General features: G+C 70.6%; 9 protein-coding genes. 7 read left to right on the forward strand and 2 right to left on the reverse strand.

All coding sequences use genetic code 11. The annotated features are described in order from the left end of the window. Positions 1 to 3: 3 nt before the first annotated feature. Complete coding sequence (locus SSMG_RS15875) at positions 4 to 642, forward strand: hypothetical protein (RefSeq protein WP_158688039.1); 639 nt, start codon at positions 4 to 6, stop codon at positions 640 to 642. A 93-nt stretch (positions 643 to 735) separates the two neighbouring features. Then, positions 736 to 2,556 (forward strand): non-ribosomal peptide synthetase, encoded by a 1,821-nt coding sequence (locus SSMG_RS15880; protein ID WP_009077444.1) that lies wholly within the window; start codon positions 736 to 738, stop codon positions 2,554 to 2,556. A 71-nt stretch (positions 2,557 to 2,627) separates the two neighbouring features. Here SSMG_RS15880 and SSMG_RS15885 read toward each other — a convergent pair whose 3' ends face one another. Next, positions 2,628 to 5,732, reverse strand: a complete 3,105-nt coding sequence (locus SSMG_RS15885; RefSeq protein ID WP_009077446.1) for a non-ribosomal peptide synthetase — start codon at positions 5,730 to 5,732, stop codon at positions 2,628 to 2,630. Between the two features lie 153 nt (positions 5,733 to 5,885). Between SSMG_RS15885 and SSMG_RS15890 the strand changes: the two genes are divergently transcribed. Genes SSMG_RS15890 through SSMG_RS15900 form a run of 3 tightly spaced genes read left to right on the forward strand, consistent with a single transcriptional unit; the run spans position 5,886 to position 12,602 of the window. Next, positions 5,886 to 6,095, forward strand: a complete 210-nt coding sequence (locus SSMG_RS15890) for an MbtH family NRPS accessory protein (protein WP_037713814.1) — start codon at positions 5,886 to 5,888, stop codon at positions 6,093 to 6,095. 52 nt (positions 6,096 to 6,147) lie between these two features. Beyond that, entirely contained in the window at positions 6,148 to 12,408 is a 6,261-nt protein-coding gene (locus SSMG_RS15895; protein ID WP_050788198.1) for a non-ribosomal peptide synthetase, read from the forward strand. Then, positions 12,405 to 12,602, forward strand: coding sequence for a hypothetical protein (locus SSMG_RS15900; protein ID WP_009077449.1), 198 nt, complete (start codon positions 12,405 to 12,407; stop codon positions 12,600 to 12,602). The genes SSMG_RS15895 and SSMG_RS15900 overlap by 4 nt, the downstream gene beginning before the upstream one ends. 11 nt (positions 12,603 to 12,613) lie before the next feature. Here the strand turns inward: SSMG_RS15900 and SSMG_RS15905 are convergent, their stop codons facing one another. Further along, on the reverse strand, positions 12,614 to 13,819 hold the full coding sequence (locus SSMG_RS15905) for an IS110 family transposase (RefSeq protein WP_234392833.1): 1,206 nt from the start codon (positions 13,817 to 13,819) through the stop codon (positions 12,614 to 12,616). A gap of 296 nt (positions 13,820 to 14,115) precedes the next feature. Between SSMG_RS15905 and SSMG_RS43460 the strand changes: the two genes are divergently transcribed. Both SSMG_RS43460 and SSMG_RS15910 read left to right on the forward strand, forming a co-directional pair. After that, complete coding sequence (locus SSMG_RS43460; RefSeq protein ID WP_009077452.1) at positions 14,116 to 14,313, forward strand: hypothetical protein; 198 nt, start codon at positions 14,116 to 14,118, stop codon at positions 14,311 to 14,313. After that, positions 14,310 to 17,201, forward strand: a complete 2,892-nt coding sequence (locus tag SSMG_RS15910) for a non-ribosomal peptide synthetase (protein WP_009077454.1) — start codon at positions 14,310 to 14,312, stop codon at positions 17,199 to 17,201. The genes SSMG_RS43460 and SSMG_RS15910 overlap by 4 nt, the downstream gene beginning before the upstream one ends. Positions 17,202 to 17,210 lie beyond the last annotated feature (9 nt).

Genomic DNA, 17,210 nt, shown 5'->3' on the forward strand with positions numbered 1-17,210 from the left:
GGCGTGTCCACGAAAAAGCCCGCTGCGGCAAGGGATTCCGCGCGGAAAACGGCTCCGGCGAGCGGTCGGGCCGTCGCTCTGCGTGCCGGGTGGTGCTGGCTCGCGGTGGTGGTCCTCGGCGGCGCGGCGGCGGTGGGGTTCGTCAGCTCCAGTTCGGTGGCGGCCGCGGCGGGACTGCTCTTCGGGCTCCTGCTCGCCGCCTTGGCGACCTCGGCGGTGTTCATGTTCTCCGGACGCGGCTGGTTCCTCGTCGGCGGCTTCCTGCTGACCGGCTGCTACCTCGTGTCCGTCGGAGTCACGTCGGTCGGCTACCTCGCGGCGGACGGCGACCGGTACCGCGCGACCGCGGTGTCCTCCGAATGCCATCACGTCAAGGGCGGGACCGCCTGCACCGCGCGGGTCGACCGGCCGGACGGCACGCTGCTGGTCGAGGACCTGGCGGTGAAGTCGCGGATGAAGCTCGGCGAGACGGTCGACGTCGTGGAGGACCGGGCGGGCATCGTCGCGCCGCATCGGGCGGATCAGCTGGACTCGGACGCGTTGCCGGCCGATCTGGGGCTGCTGGCGGTGTCGGCGGCGCTGCTGGCCGGGTTGTTCGGGTGGAGTGCGTGGCTCGGGGTCCGGCGGCCGCTGAAACGCTGACTCCGCGCGGATGTCTGCGCGTTCGTCTCTGGCCCGCGCGCGGACGGCTGGTCATGCTCCAGTCGGAACCGTTCGACGCGGGAGGACGCCTTCATGACCATGCAGCCTGAGCGCGGCGCGGACGTGCCGCTGCCCGACCTGTGCGTGCACGAGCTGTTCGCGCGGCACGCCGCCGCGGCGCCGGAGGCTGCGGCGGTGCTGTCCGGCGACGAACGGCTCGGCTATCGCGAACTGGACCGGCGCGCCAATCGGTTCGCGCATCTGCTGCGGGCACGGGGAATCGGGCCGGAGACGCCGGTCGCGCTGTGCCTGGAGCGCGGGACGACCCTGCTGGTCGCGATGCTCGGCATCCTCAAGGCGGGCGGCTATTACGTCCCGCTCGACCCGGCTTATCCGCCCGAGCGGCTCGCGTTCATGCTCGGCGATTCCGGCGCGACGGTCGCGGTGACCGAACGGGCGCTGGCGGACCGGGTCTCAGCCGCGCCGACCGTCGTTCTCGCCGACGAAGCCGACCTCAGCGGCTGGCCGGACACTCCGCCGGGCGCGGACGTGGTGCCGGACAACCTGATCTATCAGATGTACACCTCCGGCTCCACCGGTCTGCCGAAGGGCGTGCAGGTGACCCACCGCGGGGTCGTCCGGCTGGTGCACGGTTCCGGCTTCGCCGATTTCGGTGCCGGGGAAGTGTTCCTGCTGCTGACGTCGCTGTGTTTCGACGTCTCGACGTTCGAGCTGTGGGGTGCGCTCGCCACCGGCGCGACGCTCGCCGTGCTGCCGCCGGGAGTGCCGACTGCCGCGTCGATCGAGGAGGCAGTCCGCCGGTTCGGGGTCACCACGGTGTGGCTCAGCTCCGGGCTGTTCGGGCATGTGGTCGACGACCGGGTCTCCGCGCTCGCCGGAGTGCGGCACGTCATCGCGGGCGGCGACGTCGTGCCGCCGGTGCAGGCGCGGCGGGTGATCGAACAGCTCGGCGCCGAGATGAGCAACGGCTACGGTCCGACGGAGTGCACGACTTTCGCTTGCGTGCACCGGGGAATGACCGTTGCCGACACTGCCGGGCCGATTCCCATCGGCAAGCCGATCGCGAACACGCACGCATTCGTCGCGGATGCCGATGGCGTGCCGGTCGAACCCGGCGCGCGAGGCGAGTTGCTGCTCGGCGGACCCGGTCTCGCCCGCGGGTACTTCCGTCGTCCCGCGCTGACCGCGGAACGCTTCGTCCCCGACCCGGCTGGTGGCGGCGGACGCCTTTACCGCACCGGCGACGAGGTCGCACTCCGGCCGGACGGGACATTCGCCTTCTTCGGACGGCTCGACCAGCAGGTCAAGATCCGGGGTTTCCGCGTGGAACCGGGCGAGGTCGAAGCGGCGCTCACCGCTCATCCGCTCGTGCGATCGGCCGTGGTCGTGCCCTACGAACGCGACGGCGACCGGGTCCTGGCGGCACACGTGGTAGCCGCGCGGCCCGCCGTCGCCGAGCTGCGGGAATTCCTGCTCGCCCGGTTGCCCGCGCATTTGGTGCCCTCGCTGTGGTCCTGGCTCGACGAGCTGCCGATCACGCCCAACGGCAAGGTCGACCGCGCGGCGTTGCCGGAACCAGCGGAAGCCGGTCCGACGGCGGAGTTCGTCGCGCCGCGGACGCCGGTCGAGGAGGCGGTCGCCGAGGTGTGGCGGGAATTGCTGGACCTCGAACGCGTCGGCGTGCACGACGATTTCTTCGCCGACCTGGGCGGCCATTCCCTGCTGGCGACCCGGGTGGTCGCGTTGCTGGGGGAGCGGTTCCCGGTGGAACTGCCGGTGCGCACGGTGTTCGAGGCGCCGACGGTGGAGCTGCTGGCGGCCGAGGTCCACCGGGCGGTGGCAGAGTACGTGGCGACACTGTCCGATGTGGACGTCGAGCACGCGCTGGGCTAAGCGCGGTCAGGACTCCATGGGCGAGGAGCTGGGAGGCAGCTCCTCGCCCATGCGTGCGCGAGCGCCGGACTTCAGGCTTGTTCGATGACCACGGCCAGCTCGGCGACCGTTCGGGCAGCGAAGAGATCCCGCAGCGAGACTCGGACCCCGAGCTTCTTCCGAATCCGCGCGAGCACCCGGGTGGCCAGCAGGGAGTGCCCGCCGATGCGGAAGAAGTCGTCGTGGACGCTGATTTCCTCCACCCGCAGCACTTCCCGCCAGATGTCCGCCAAAGCGTGCTCGACCTCCGAGGACGGTTCGGCGATCGGTTCGGCTCGGACCGTGTCCCCGATTGAGGGGTCCGGCAGTGCGGCGCGGTCCACCTTCTTGCTCGGCGTCAGCGGAAGCGCAGCCATCGCGACCCAGTGCCCCGGGACGAGGTAATCCGGCAGCTGGGACCGCAGACTTGCCCGCAGTGCGGCGAAATCCGGCTCCCCGGAGGCCGCGACGACATAGGCGACCAATGTCCGTTCCGGCAGGTCTTTCACCACGACCGCGGCTGCGCGCACCGCGGGATGGGCGTCGAGGGCGGCTTCGATCTCGCCGAGTTCGATCCGGAAACCGCGGATCTTGACCTGCCGGTCGAGCCGCCCGAGGAACTCGATCGTGCCGTCCGCGCGGAAGCGGGCGAGATCTCCGGTGCGGTACAGCCGGGCGCCGGGCGAGTGCGGGTCCGGCACGAACTTGTCCGCGGTGAGCGCGGGGCGGCGGAGGTAGCCGCGCGCCACGCGCAGGCCGCCGAGGTGCAGTTCGCCGGGGACGCCGACCGGAGCCGGGTATCCGGCGGGGTCGAGCACGTATGCGCTGGTCGCGGCGACCGGACGGCCGATCGGCAGGCTCGCGGCGTCGAGGTCGGCGGCGTCGGCCCACTGCAGCATGCTGGAGATCGTCGCCTCGGTCGGGCCGTAGCAGGCCACGAAACGGCCTGGCAAGCCGAGTTCGCGCCAGCGCCGGGCGTCTTCGGTCGTGACGACGTCCGCGCCGACGTTCACCATGTTCAGGTGCGCGACCCGCGGGTCCCGCGGCCGGAGCACGCCGAGCAGTTCGCGGTAGTAGGCCGGGGTGAGGTTGACGCTGGTGATCCGGTGCCGGCCCAGCTGGTCGGCGAGTTCCTCCGGTTCCCAGAACAGCGGATCGCTCAGCACCACGGACGCACCGGCCAGCAGCGGCGCGCCGATCTGCTCCAGCGAACCGTCGAAGGCCAGCGAGGCGAGCGAGAGCACTCGGTCGGCCGCGGTGATTCCGTACTCCCGGGCGATGATCTGCGCGTGTTCGGCATAGGAGCCGTGCTGGATCTGGACGCCTTTCGGGCGACCGGTCGATCCGGAAGTGTAGATGACGTAAGCTAGATGGTCGGGGTCTACTGTCCAATCCAGACTGTCCGAAGAGGATCCGAAAGTCTGGTCGAGCGTGACGACTGGGCAGCCGGTGTCGGCGAACAGTCCGGCGTAGCGTTCCTCGGTGACGACGGCGGCGGTGCGGGCATCCTCGACGAGGTAGGCGAGCCGGTCGGGCGGGTTGGCCGGGTCGAACGGGACATACGCCGCGCCGGATTTCAGCACGCCGACCAGTGCGACGGCCGCATCGACGCTCCGTTCGAGACACACGCCGACGGTTGCTTCCGCGCCGAGCCCGCACGCGCGCAGGTAGCGGGCGAGCCGGTTGGCTGCCGCGTCGAGCTGCGCGTACGTGAGTTCCTGTCCGCCGCAGTGGACCGCGAGGTGGTCCGGGGTTTCGGCTGCGCGCTGGGCGAACAGGTCGGGGAAACACCCCGGCACCACCTCGCCGCCTGGTGCCGAGGCGCAGTCGGCGAGCAGGGCGAGTTCCGCGTCCGGGGTCAGCGCGAGCTCGCTCAGCCGCTGCGCCGGATCGTCGGCGATGCTTTCCAGCAGGCGCAGGAAGCGGGCGGTCAGCCGGTGTGCGGTGGCGGCGTCGAACAGCGCGGTCGGATAGGTGAGAGTGCCGGTCAGCGACCCGTCCGGGCGGTGTTCGAACTGCAGGCCGAGGTCGAACGACGCGGCGGTCCAGTCCACATCGGACTCTTCGACGTCCAGCCCGGGCAGCCGGAAGCGCTGCTCGGCCACCTCGTGCAGGCCGAAGAACGCCTGGACCAGCGGGTTGCGGGACAGGTCGCGGTCCGGTTCGAATTCGCCGACGAGCCAGTCGAACGGGACGTCCTGGTTGCCGAAGGCGTCCAGCGCGGTCCCGGCCACTTGGTCGAGAAAGGCCGTGAACGCCGGGTCGCCGCCGAGGTCGGCCCGCAGCACGAGGGTGTTGACGAAAAATCCGGCCAGCCCCTCGACCTCGGCCGGGGTGCGCCCGGCGACCGGGCAGCCGACGGCGACGTCCGTGCCGCCGGTGTGCCGGGCGAGAAAGACCTGGTAGGCGGCCAGGAGAACCATGAACGGCGTGGCCCGGCGGGACCGGCCGAGCGCGGTGAGCCGCTCCGCCAGCGCGGCCGGGACCTCGACCGGGACCGCCGCGCCGGCCGGGTCCCACACCGGTCCGCGGGGTCGATCGGTCGGCAGCTCCAGCGGGGTAAGTCCGGCGAGCCGCTCGCGCCAGTAGGCGAGCTGGCCCGCGAGCCGGGTCTGGGCGTCCTCCCGTTGCCAGAGCGCGAAATCGGCGTACTGGATGGGCAGGGCGGGCAGCTCGGGCAGGGTGCCGGCGTGGAACGCGCGGTACAGCTCGGCGAGTTCGGCGGCGAGGATGTCCCAGGACGCGCCGTCGAAGGCGATGTGGTGCACGACGATCAGCAGCACGTGCTCGCGCGCGTCGAGGCGGAGCAGGCGGGCGCGCAACGGCAGGTCGGCCGCCAGATTGAAGGGCACGGTCAGCTCGGCCGCGACCACGGTGTCCAGTTCGCTTTCCGTGACGCCCTCGATCGGCAGCGGCACCGGCTGCGGCTTCCCGACGACCTGGACTGGCACGCCCTCGCGGCTGCGGTACCGCGTCCGCAGCACCTCGTGGCGGGCGACGAACGCGTCGAGCGCACGGCTCAGCGCGGCGACGTCCAGCTTGCCGCGGACTCGCAGGGTCAGCGGGAGGAGGTACTCGGTCCCGCCGGGCCGCAACGCGTCGAGGAACCACAGTCTTTCCTGCGAGAAGGACAGCGGCAGGTCGCCGGGCATGGTCATGGCCGCCAGGGTGGCCGTTCCCGTCGGAGGGCCACAGAGCCGGGACGGTGCGCTCGTTGCTGCGCGTTCTTCTCTGTCGCTCCGGCGCCCGCGCGGGAAGGCTCGGCTCGCGACGGGACGGGTGTGCCCGGCGCGTGGACGAGGAGGACCCGGATGAGCGAGGACGAACGCACCTACGGCGTCGTGCTCAACGACGAGGAGCAGTACTCGATCTGGCTGGTCGGCCGCGACCTGCCGGCGGGCTGGCGGTACGAGGGGAAGCGCGGGCCGAAGCAGGAATGCCTCGACCACATCGACGAGGTGTGGACGGACATGCGGCCGAAGAGCCTGCGCGAGCGGATGCGGGCGGACGCTCAGGCCTAGCCGCCGAGTCTGCCCGCCGCGTGTGCCCGCCGAACGACCCGCAGGGGGAGCGATGACCACCGAACAGTCCCGGCGCGCCGAGCTGCTGGAGCGCTATCTGACCGCGAACCCGGCCTCGGCCCGTACCGCTTCGGCGATCCGGGCCGACCGCAGCCGCCCGTTGCCGCTTTCCCCGGCGCAGCAGCGGGTCTGGGTGCTGGACCGGCTCCGGCCCGGCGGCACCGAGTATGTGGTCACCGCGGCGTGGCGGCTGCGCGGCCCGCTGGACGTCGACCGGCTGCGGACATGCTGGCAGACGATCGTGGAGCGGCACGAAATCCTGCGCACCACCTACGTCGAACGCGACGGCGTGCCGGAACAGGTCGTCGGCGAACCCGAGGTCGATCTGACGGTCCAGGACGTCGCCGCGGAGGAGGTCGAGGCGGTCACGCGGGAAGTAGCCTCGGTGCCCTTCGATCTGGCGCAGGACCGGCCGTTGCGGGTTCGGGTGCTGCGCCAGTCCGAGGACGAGCACGTGTTGCTGCTGGTCGTGCACCACATCGCGTACGACGGATGGTCGACGTCCGTCGTCGCGCGCGAACTGCAGGCGCTGTACGGCGGGAAGACGCCGCCTCACCTGCCGGTTCAATATGCCGATTTCGCGTCCTGGCAACGGAAGCACGCGGCCAGCGAGCGGGTGACGGAACAAGTCGAGTTCTGGCGCCGCCGCCTCGATAGAGTCGTCCCGCTGACCCTCCCGACCGACCGTCCGCGCCCGCCGGTGCACGATCCGCGTGGGGACATCCTGCGATTCACTGTGGACTCCGAACTCGGGGCCGCCGTCGCCGCGCTGGGCCGGGCGCATCGCGCGACCACGTTCATGGTGCTGCTGGCCGCGTATCAGATTCTGCTGAGCCGGTATTCGGGGCAAGCGGATATCACGGTCGGCACGCCGGTCGCCGGACGCACGCGGGCCGAGGCACAGGATTTGATCGGGCTGTTCCTGAATACTCTGGTGATGCGGGCCGAAGTGGACGGCGCGTGGTCGTTCGGGGACTTCCTCGACAGCGTCCGCCGAGACACCCTCGACGCGTACTCCAATCAGGACGCGCCGTTCGAGCGGCTGGCCGACGAGCTGGCACCGGAACGCGATCTGTCCCGCAACCCGCTCTTCCAAGCCATGCTCGTATTGCAGAATACCGCTGACGCCGGGTTCGCCGCAGCCGGACTGCGCGGCGAACAGATCCATTCTCCTTGGCACAGTGCGAAATTCGACCTGACGCTGGAGCTGACCGAGCGGCCGGACGGCGCCCTGGACGGCGTGCTGGAGTATCCGGTCGCGTTGTTCGACCGATCCACTGTGGAGCGGATCGGCAGGCATTTCACCGAACTGCTGCGGGGGATTGTCGCGAACCCTCACGCGCGCCTGGCGGAGCTTCCTTGGCTGAACGCTGCGGAGAAGATCGAATTGGCGCGGTGGAACGACACTGACGTCTCCTTTGAGCCCGGGACTTTGCTGTCGCTCATCGCCGAGGGCGTCGCCGCTGGCGGAATCGCGGTCGTCGCTGGTGGCCGCGAAGTGTCCTATGTGGAGTTGGACGAGCTGTCGAACCAGGCGGCGCATTGGCTTCGGGCGCGGGGCGCGGGCGTCGAATCAGTGGTGGGGGTTCGGCTGGAGCGCGGGTTGGAGATGGTGGTCGCGCTTCTCGGGATTCTCAAGGCAGGGGCGGCGTACTTGCCGTTGGATCCGGATTATCCCGAGGACCGGCTTCGGTTCATGGTCGAGGATTCCGGTGCTGATCTCGTGATCGAGCCGGGCGACCTCACTGGGCTGGACAAACCGCGGCATGCGGTGGATGTCGTGGTGCGGCCGGAGAACGCGGCGTACGTGATCTATACGTCGGGATCCACGGGCAGGCCGAAGGGTGTGGTGGTCGAGCATCGCGGGATCGTGAATCGGCTCCGATGGATGCAAGCGGAATACGGCCTGACGCCGGAAGACCGCGTTTTGCAGAAAACTCCGTTCGGTTTCGACGTGTCGGTCTGGGAGTTCTTCTGGACGCTCTCCACCGGTGCGACCCTGGTCATGGCTCGGCCGGGCGGACACCGCGATCCGACCTATCTCGCCGAAGTCCTGAACCAGGGGATCACGACCGTCCACTTTGTACCGTCGATGCTGCGCGCGTTCCTGTCCGGGCCGGTGCCCTCGCTGCGCCGGGTCCTGTGCAGCGGCGAGGCGCTCCCGGACGAGCTGGCGCAACGGTTCCACCGCGTGCTCGACGCAGAGCTGCATAACCTCTACGGGCCGACCGAGGCGTCCGTCGACGTCACCGCGACCCGGTGCCTGCCGGGGGAGACCGTCACGATCGGCCGGGCGATCGCGAACACCCGGGTGTACATCGTGGACGCCGAGCTGCGCGAGATGCCGGTCGGGGTGCCGGGCGAGCTGGTCATCGCCGGGGTCCAGCTGGCGCGCGGTTATCTGAACCGGCCCGCGCTGACCGCCGAGAAATTCGTTCCGGACCCGTTCGCGCGCCAGCCCGGCGACCGGCTCTACCGCACCGGCGACCTCGCCCGGCGGCTGCCCGACGGCCGGATCGAGTACCGCGGGCGGCTCGACCACCAGGTCAAAATCCACGGCAACCGGATCGAACTCGGCGAGGTCGAGGCGACCCTGCTGGCCCATCCCGGCGTGCGCGCGGCGGCGGCCGCGGTGCGCGACGACCGGCTGGTCGGCTATTTCGTCGCCGAGCCCGGCCACACTCCCGACCCGGCCGAACTGCGCGCGCAGCTGGCGCGCACGCTGCCGGAGCCGATGCTGCCGTCGGCGTGGCTGGCGCTCGACGCGTTGCCGTTGACCGCCAGCGGCAAGATCGACCGCAACGCTTTGCCCGCACCGGACGGTGCGCGCACGAGCCATGGTTACGTCGCGCCGCGCACCCCGGCGGAGGCCGCGGTGGCCCGTGCGTTCGCGGCCGCGACCGGTGTCGACCGAGTCGGAGCGGAGGACAGCTTTTTCGCACTGGGCGGCGATTCTCTGCGAGCAATCCGCGCGGTGGGACTGCTGAACGCGGAGGGCATCGAGGCGAGCGTCGCGGACCTTTTCCGTCGGCAGCGCGTGGCCGATTTCGCGGCTGGGCTGGGCGGTCCAGCGGCAACGATCGAGGCAGTCGAACCGTTCGCGCAGCTTGCCGCCGGGCAGCGCGAAACGTTGCCGGACGACGTGCTCGACGCCTACCCGCTGTCGCTCGCGCAGGCGGGCATGGTGCACGAGATGCTCGCCGGGGCCGACCGCGGCCTCTACCTGAACCATCTCGGCTACCCGGTGCACGAGGAGTTCCGCCTGGACGCACTGCAGCAGGCGGCGAACCGGCTGGTCGAGCGGCACGAAATCCTGCGTACTTCCATCGACTTCGCCGCGGACCCGCCGTTGCAGCGGGTGCACGAGACCGCCGTGCTGGAGGTGACCTGCGACGATCTGCGCGCGTTGCCCACCGATGAGCAGGCCGAGCGGGTGCGGCGGTACCCGGCGGAGGACCGTTCGCGCGGTTTCGACTTGCTCCGTCCTTGTCTTCTGCGGCTGCACGTCCACTGGCTCGCCGACCGGGAATGGCGGCTGTCGTTCAGCTATGTGCACGCGATTCTCGACGGCTGGAGCCAGAATTCGCTGGTCGCCGAACTGATCGAGGACTACCGGGCGGGTGCGGCGGAGCCGGTCGAACCGCCGCCGGTCCGGTTCGCGGACACCGTCGCCCGGGAACGAGAATCGCTGGAGTCCACTGTGGACCGAGAGTTCTGGGCGGGCCGGGTGAACGCGGCCGAGCGGTTCGCCGTGCCTTCGGGCTGGGCAGGCGAGGACGACGGGGTTTACCGCACGGTGCGGGTGCCCTTCTCCGACTTGACTTCCCGGTTGCGGGCGGTGGCTTCGTCGGCCGGGGTACCGCTGAAGAGCCTGCTGCTGGCCGCACATCTCACCGTGCTGCGTACGGTCGCCGGGCACGATCGGCCCTTTCATACCGGGGTGGTGACCAACAGCAGGCTCGAACGCGCTGGTGGCGACCAGGTTCGCGGCATGTTCCTGAACACCGTGCCGTTCGGTTCGCCAGCGGACGCGCGGGACTGGCCGGAGCTGGCGCGCGCGGTGTTCGCGGAGGAGACCGGGATGTGGCCGCACCGGCATTTCCCGCTGCCGGCGATGCAGGCGGCGTGGGGCGGGCAGGCTCCGCTCGTGGATGTTTTCTTCAACCACACGGACATGCACGTGCTCGCGGACGCGCTGGTCGACCTCGCCGAGGTGGCGGACAGCACGCCCAACGAGTTCGGCTTGTCGGTCTCGACGGTTCCCGGGGCGTTTGTGCTGGAGGCGTTCACTTACCGGATCGCCGCTGCGCATCTTGAGTTCCTTGCGCGGCTTTATCGCCACGTTCTGGAGCGGATCGTGGCCGCTCCGGCTTCCGGTCCGCGGCGGTGCGGCCTGCCCGCGCCCGATCGGGCTTTGCTGCTGCGGAACCCGTCGCGGACCGAGCGGGCCGGCCGGATGCTGCCGGAGTTGTTCGAGGCCGCCGCGGCGGAACATCCGGACGCGCCGGCCCTGCGGTGCGGCGAGGTGACGCGGACTTATCAAGAATTGTCGGTGCGGGTCGTTAAGCTGGCGCGGTATCTGAAGGAACAAGGTGTGCGGCGCGGGGCGCTCGTCGGGGTGCTGCTCGATCGAGGTCCGGACCTGCTCGTCGCGTTGCTCGCCGTGCATCGGGCGGGTGCCGCGTACCTGCCGATCGATCCGCGCTATCCGGCCAAGCGGGTCGGTTACGTACTGGCTGATTCAGGAGTGGAGGTGGTGCTCAGCGAAGAGTCGCTGGTGGGGTTGCTGGAGGGGACCGGCTGTTCGGCGGTGCTGCTCGACCGGGACGCGGCGGCGGTCGCGGCCTGCCCGGCGGACGTTCCCGCGCCTCGGCCTCACGGCGATGAACTCGCGTACGTCATCTACACGTCTGGCTCCACGGGCAAGCCCAAGGGCGTCCAGATCGGGCACGCTGCGCTGGCGAACTTCCTGCTGTCCATGCGGGAACGGCCCGGTGTCGCGCCGGGTGCCGCGGTGCTCGCGTTGACGACGGTTTCGTTCGACATCTCCGCGCTGGAGCTGTATCTGCCGCTGCTGGTGGGCGGTCAGGTGATCGTCGCGACTGCCGAGGAGTGCGTTGATCCACAGCGGCAGGCCGCGTTGATCGGACGGAGCGCGCCGTCGGTCGTGCAGGCGACGCCGTCGGGCTTGCGGCTGCTGGTCGATTCGGGGTGGACTCCGCCTGCTGAGCTGACCGTGTTCGCGGGCGGCGAGAAGCTGCCGGACGACCTGGCGCGGCGGCTCACGGCGGGCGGGGCGCGGCTGTGGGATCTCTACGGCCCGACCGAAACGACGGTCTGGTCGACCGTCGCCGAGTTGGACGGGGACGCGGTCGTCGCCTGGGAACCGGTGGCGAACACCGACGTCTACCTGCTCGGCGACGACCTCGAACCGGTTCCGCTCGGAGTGGTCGGCGAGGTGTGGATCGGCGGGGACGGCCTCGCCCGCGGCTACGCCGGGCGTCCGGGCCTGACCGCGGACCGCTTCGCGCCGGACCCGCACGGCCCCCGCCCAGGCGGACGGCTCTACCGCACCGGCGACCTGGCACGGCGCCGCTTGGACGGCGCGGTGGAGATCCTCGGGCGGGCCGACGACCAGGTGAAGGTGCGCGGACACCGCGTCGAACCGGGCGAGGTCGAAGCCGCGCTGCGGGCGGACCCGCGGATCCGGGACGCCGCCGTCCAGCCGACCCCGTCTGCGGACGGCCTGGAGCTGACCGCCTACGTCGTCGCAGCTGGGGAACTGTCCATTGCGGACGTCCGAAAAGGACTCTCCGGGGTCCTCCCGGACTACCTGGTCCCCAGCGGCTTCGTCCTGCTCCCGGAACTGCCGCGCACGCCCGCCGGAAAACTCGACCGGGCCGCACTGCCCGCGCCGGAACCGATGGTGCGCGAACGCGCGTACGTCGCCCCGCGCGGTCCGGTGGAGGAACTGGTCGCCGGGGTGTGGGCGGAGGTCCTGAGCGCGGAGCGGATCAGCGCTGACGACGATTTCTTCGACCTAGGCGGGCATTCCGTAGCCGCCACCCGGATCGCCGTCCGCCTGCGCACGGCCCTGAACGCGGACGTCCCGGTGCGGGCGTTGTTCGATCACCCAACGGTCGCGAGCCTCGCATCTGCGGTGGCGGGCTATCCGCGGCTTGGTTCGCAGCCGAGTGTGCGGGCGAGGATTCGTCCGCGTGCGGTGGTGCGGTCGGTGAGTGAGGACGCATGAGCGGGGTGTCGCTGGATGTGCTGGCCGCCGGTGAGGGCTGGGAAGCGTGCGTGCCGGTGCGGGCGTTGCTTGACCACCCGACGGTCGAGAGCGCGGCCGCGGTGGCGGGGTATCCGGGGCTTGGTTCGCAGCCGAGTGTGCGGGCGAGGATTCGTCCGCGTGCGGTGGTGCGGTCGGTGGGTGAGGACGCATGAGTAGCCCTGTGTCAAGGCGCCTGTTGTTGATCTTTGATCAGGCGTTGGAGTGCTCTGTGGTTGGCGGGGTTGTAGGTGGTGTTGTTCTGCCAGCAGTGCCAGATGATGTAGAGCCAGGCGCGGGCGAGGATGCGGACGGCGTGGGGGTGGTCGTGGCCGCGGGCTCGGGCTCGGTTGTAGAGGTCGGCGGCCCAGGGGTTGGCGCGGCGGGAGTCGCCGGCGAAATCGGTGACGGCGTCGCGGAGTTGTTTGTCGCAGGCCCAGCGGAAACCGACGGCGCGGATCTTGCCGGATTGTCGGGTCGAGGGTGCGACGCCGGCCAGGCAGGCAAGCGATTCGGGGGTGGGGAAGCGGGCGCGGCAGTCGCCGATCTCGGCGAGCAGGCGGGCTGCGCGGACCTGGCCGGCGCGGGGCAGGCTGGTGAAGATGTGCGCGTCGGCGTGCAGCGCGAGCTGCTCGGCGATTTGTGCGGAGATGGTTTTGATTTGCTGGACCAGGCTGGTCAGCACGGCGAGCAGGGCGCGGGTGATGCGGGCTTCGGCGGTGCCGTGGTCACCGGCCGCGCCGCGGGGTGCGGCGGTCAGGCGCTGGTGCAGCACGGCGGGGTCGACGCGGCCGCAGTAGCCGGCGCTGGCCAGCCAGGCGGCCAGGCGGCGGGGACTGAGCCAGTCGGCGCGGTCTTGGCAGTCGAAGCGGGTCAGGAACGCCAGGCTGATCGGGCTGTCGATGTCGGCGAACAGCGCGACGGCGCCGGGGAATACGCGTTTGAGATGTTCACGCAGCTGGTTGGCCAGGCCCACGCGGTGGGCGACGAGGTCCTTGCGGGCGCGGCAGGCGCGTCGCAGGGCGAGGGTGGTCTCGTCGTCGGGGGTCAGCGGCCGCAGCCGGACGCGGTCGGTGCGCAGGGTGTCGGCCAGGACGAACGCGTCGAACCGGTCGTCCTTGTTGCCGGCCGAGCCGTATCGGCCGCGCAGGTTCTTGACCTGGTTCGGGCTGATCACCACGACGGTCAGGCCGGCCTCGAGCAGCGCGTCGATGACTGGTCCGTCGGGACGTTCGATCGCGACCTCGGCGGCGCCGTGCTCGGCGAGCAGGCCGAGCAGAGTGCGCAGACCGGTGTTGCTGTGCTCGACCGTCTCACGGGCCACCAGGCGGCCACGGCCATCGACAACCGCGACGGCGTGATCGTCGCGAGCCCAGTCGATGCCGCTGGTCACGCTGTTGGGTGGTTCCTCGGGCAGAGTGGACGGGGCAGACTTCATGACAGCCTCCTCGCTGCTGATCCCAGTGGGGAGGCACCCTTGTTCTGGTGCCAGGGCGTGTCTGCCGCTTCGCTCACTGATCGGCGCTCGGTGGCGCACAGCCCTGTCGACGGTCGGCACGCCCCGGGAACTGCCGGGTCCCGCGGAACTCATGCTGGACGTCGAACGCGTCAAGCGAGCGGGGCGATAACCCGGCAGCACCTCGGGTGCATCGGCAACCTCACGGCTACCGACACAAGGATGGTGCACCAGTGAGCGGGGTGTCGCTGGGTGTGCTGGCCGCTGGTGAGGGCTGGGATGCGTGCGTGCCGGTGCGGGCGTTGCTTGACCACCCGACGGTCGAGAGCGCGGCCGCGGTGGCGGGGTATCCGGGGCTTGGTTCGCAACCGGTTGTGCGGGCGACGATCCGCCCGCGTGCGGCGGTGCGGCCAGTGAGCGAGGACGCATGAGCGAGACACTGCTGGATCTCCTGGCCGAAGGAACAGCCACCGGAGGAATCGCGGTCGTTGCCGACGGTCGGGAAGTGTCCTATGCCGAGTTGGACGAGCTGTCGAATCAGGCGGCGCACCGGCTGCGCGCGCGAGGGGCGGGGCCGGAGTCGGTCGTGGGGGTTCGGCTCGAGCGCGGCCTGGAGATGGTGGTCGCGCTGATCGGGATCCTCAAGGCGGGAGCCGCGTATCTGCCCCTGGATCCGGATTATCCCGAGGACCGGCTCCGGTTCATGGTCGAGGATTCGGGCACCACGACGGTGATCGAGCCCGGCGATCTGACGGATCTCCGCGAACCTTGCGAACCGGTGGATGTCATGGTGCGGCCGGAGAACGCGGCGTACGTGATTTACACCTCGGGGTCGACCGGCAAGCCCAAGGGCGTCGTCATCGAGCATCGCGGGATCGTGAATCGGCTCCGGTGGATGCAGGACGAATACGGCCTGACACCGGAAGATCGCGTACTGCAGAAGACTCCGTTCGGCTTCGACGTCTCGGTCTGGGAGTTCTTCTGGACGCTGTCCGCCGGCGCGACACTCGTGATGGCTCGGCCGGGTGGGCACCGCGATCCGGCCTATCTCACCGAAGTCCTGGCGCAGGGGATCACGACGGTCCACTTCGTGCCGTCGATGCTCCGGGCGTTCCTGTCCGGACCGGTGCCGAAGCTGCCGCTGCGCCGGGTCCTGTGCAGCGGCGAGGCGCTCCCGGACGAGCTGGCGGAACGCTTCCACCGCGTGATCGACGCGGAGCTGCATAATCTTTACGGGCCGACCGAAGCGTCAGTCGACGTCACGGCGACCCGCTGCCTGCCAGGGGAACCCGTCACCATCGGATATCCCATCGCGAACACCCGCATCCACCTCGTGGACGGCGAGTTGACCATCGCCGGGATCCAGTTGGCGCGCGGTTACCTGAACCGCCCGGCGCTGACGGCCGAGAAGTTCGTGCCCAATCCGTTCGCGGAGACGCCGGGGGAGCGGCTGTACCGCACGGGAGACCGGGCGCGGCAGCGCGAGGACGGCGCGTTCGAGTACCTCGGCCGGTTCGACCATCAGGTCAAGCTCCACGGCAACCGCATAGAACTCGGCGAGGTCGAGGCGGCGCTGCACTCTCATCCGGCGATCGCCGCGGCGGCTGCTGCGGTGCGGGACGATCGGCTGGTCGCCTACTGCGTGTACCGAGCAGGGTCAGTGCCCTCGACGTCCGAGCTGCGGGCGCATCTGGCCCGCACGTTGCCGGAGCCGATGGTGCCGTCGGCATGGATGTCGCTGGCCGCGCTGCCGCTCACGCCCAGCGGCAAGATCGACCGCAACGCGCTGCCCGCGCCGGATGGTGCGCGTCCCGCGCTGGCCGTCGGCTACGTCGGACCCCGGAACGCGACCGAGGCGGAGCTCGCCGAGATCTGGGCAGACGCACTCGGGGTGCGGCCGGTCGGCGTCCACGACCCGTTCCTCGAACTCGGCGGCCGTTCGCTGGCCGCTACCCGGATCTGCGCCCGGGTGTCCCGCCGCACCGGACGGCAGGTGTCCGTCGCGGATTTGTTCACCGCGCCGACTGTCGCGGAGCTGGCCGAAGTGGTCGCGGCGGCTCCGCAGGCCCCGGAAATCCACAATGGACCAAGGGCGATTTCGGCGGCGCAGCACCGGATGTGGTTTCTTGATCAACTGTCCGGACCGTCCTCGACTTACACCATGTACGAGGCCTATCGGTGCACCGCCGAGCTGGACATCGAGGCGTTGCGGCGCGCGTTGACCGAGGTAGTCCAGCGACACGAGACCTTGCGGACGACCTTCCGAAGCCGTCGCGGAGAACCGGAAATCAGCGTGTCCGCCGAGGCGGAGATTCCGTTGACAGTGGTGGACGGGTCGGCGGAGGAGGTCGTCGACGCGGAACTTGAGCGGCCGTTCGACCTCGCGCGCGGGCCGCTGCTGCGGTGCACGGTGATCCGCGGCGAGCCTGGGCGGTTCACGCTGCTCGCGGTGATCCACCACATCATCGCCGACGACACCTCGATGGAGATCTTCTGGCGCGACCTCGCCGAATGCTACGCCGGGCGAGGGGCCGAGCTGCCGGAGCTGGCCGCAGCCGCGCACACACCGGACGAGGCCGGTCTCGAGTATTGGAAGTCGACGTTGGCGGGTGCGCCGCCGGCGCTCGAACTCCCGGACAGCCTCCCGCGACCGGCTCGGCAAGCGCAGCTGGAAGGCACGGTCGAGTTTTCTCTGCCGCGGCAGGACATCGCGGCGCTGGAAACTGTGGCGACAGAGGCGGGCGCGACCGGGTTCATGGCATTGCTCGCCGCGTTCGTCCTCGATTTGCGCCGCGTGACAGGGCGGGACGATCTCGTGGTCGGCACGTTCGCGGGCAACCGGCCGTCGGTCGAGGCGGAGGACCTGATCGGGCTGTTCGTGAACACGCTGGCGTTGCGCGTGCGGGTTCCGGGCGATCCGGCGTATCCGGAGGTGCTGGCCGCGGTCCGCGAGGCGGTGCTCGGCGGGTTCCGGCATCAGGACGTCCCGTTCGACCAGGTCGTGGCGGCGCTGCGGCCGCCGCGCGATCTGAGCCGGAATCCGGTGGCGCAGGTGGCGTTCCAGTCGCTCGGCTCGCTCGCCGACCGGCTCCGGCTCGAGGGCGTGCGTGCCGAGCCGTGGCGGGCCGGACAGGGCGGGAATCCGTTCGACGTGCTGGTGACGGTGCGCGAGCATCCCGACGGCGTGGCCGGGACGCTGCATTACGACCGCGCGTTGTTCACCGAAGCCGCGGCGAAGACGATGGCCGACCGGTTCGCGCAGGTCGTGCGGACGGTCGCGGCCGCCCCGTCGACGCGCGGTTCGGAGCTGCCGGGATGAGCGGATCTC

Origin of the sequence: Streptomyces sp. AA4 (assembly GCF_000158875.1) — a bacterium.
Taxonomy (GTDB): Bacteria; Actinomycetota; Actinomycetes; order Mycobacteriales; family Pseudonocardiaceae; genus Amycolatopsis.

Bases quoted from the DNA above. Each gene is read 5' to 3' on its own strand.
- SSMG_RS15885 (WP_009077446.1), bottom strand. From the start codon at position 5,732: ATGACCATGCCCGGCGACCTGCCGCTGTCCTTCTCGCAGGAAAGACTG.
- SSMG_RS15900 (WP_009077449.1), top strand. From the start codon at position 12,405: ATGAGCGGGGTGTCGCTGGATGTGCTGGCCGCCGGTGAGGGCTGGGAA.
- SSMG_RS15890 (WP_037713814.1), top strand. From the start codon at position 5,886: ATGAGCGAGGACGAACGCACCTACGGCGTCGTGCTCAACGACGAGGAG.
- SSMG_RS15895 (WP_050788198.1), top strand. From the start codon at position 6,148: ATGACCACCGAACAGTCCCGGCGCGCCGAGCTGCTGGAGCGCTATCTG.
- SSMG_RS15910 (WP_009077454.1), top strand. From the start codon at position 14,310: ATGAGCGAGACACTGCTGGATCTCCTGGCCGAAGGAACAGCCACCGGA.
- SSMG_RS15880 (WP_009077444.1), top strand. From the start codon at position 736: ATGACCATGCAGCCTGAGCGCGGCGCGGACGTGCCGCTGCCCGACCTG.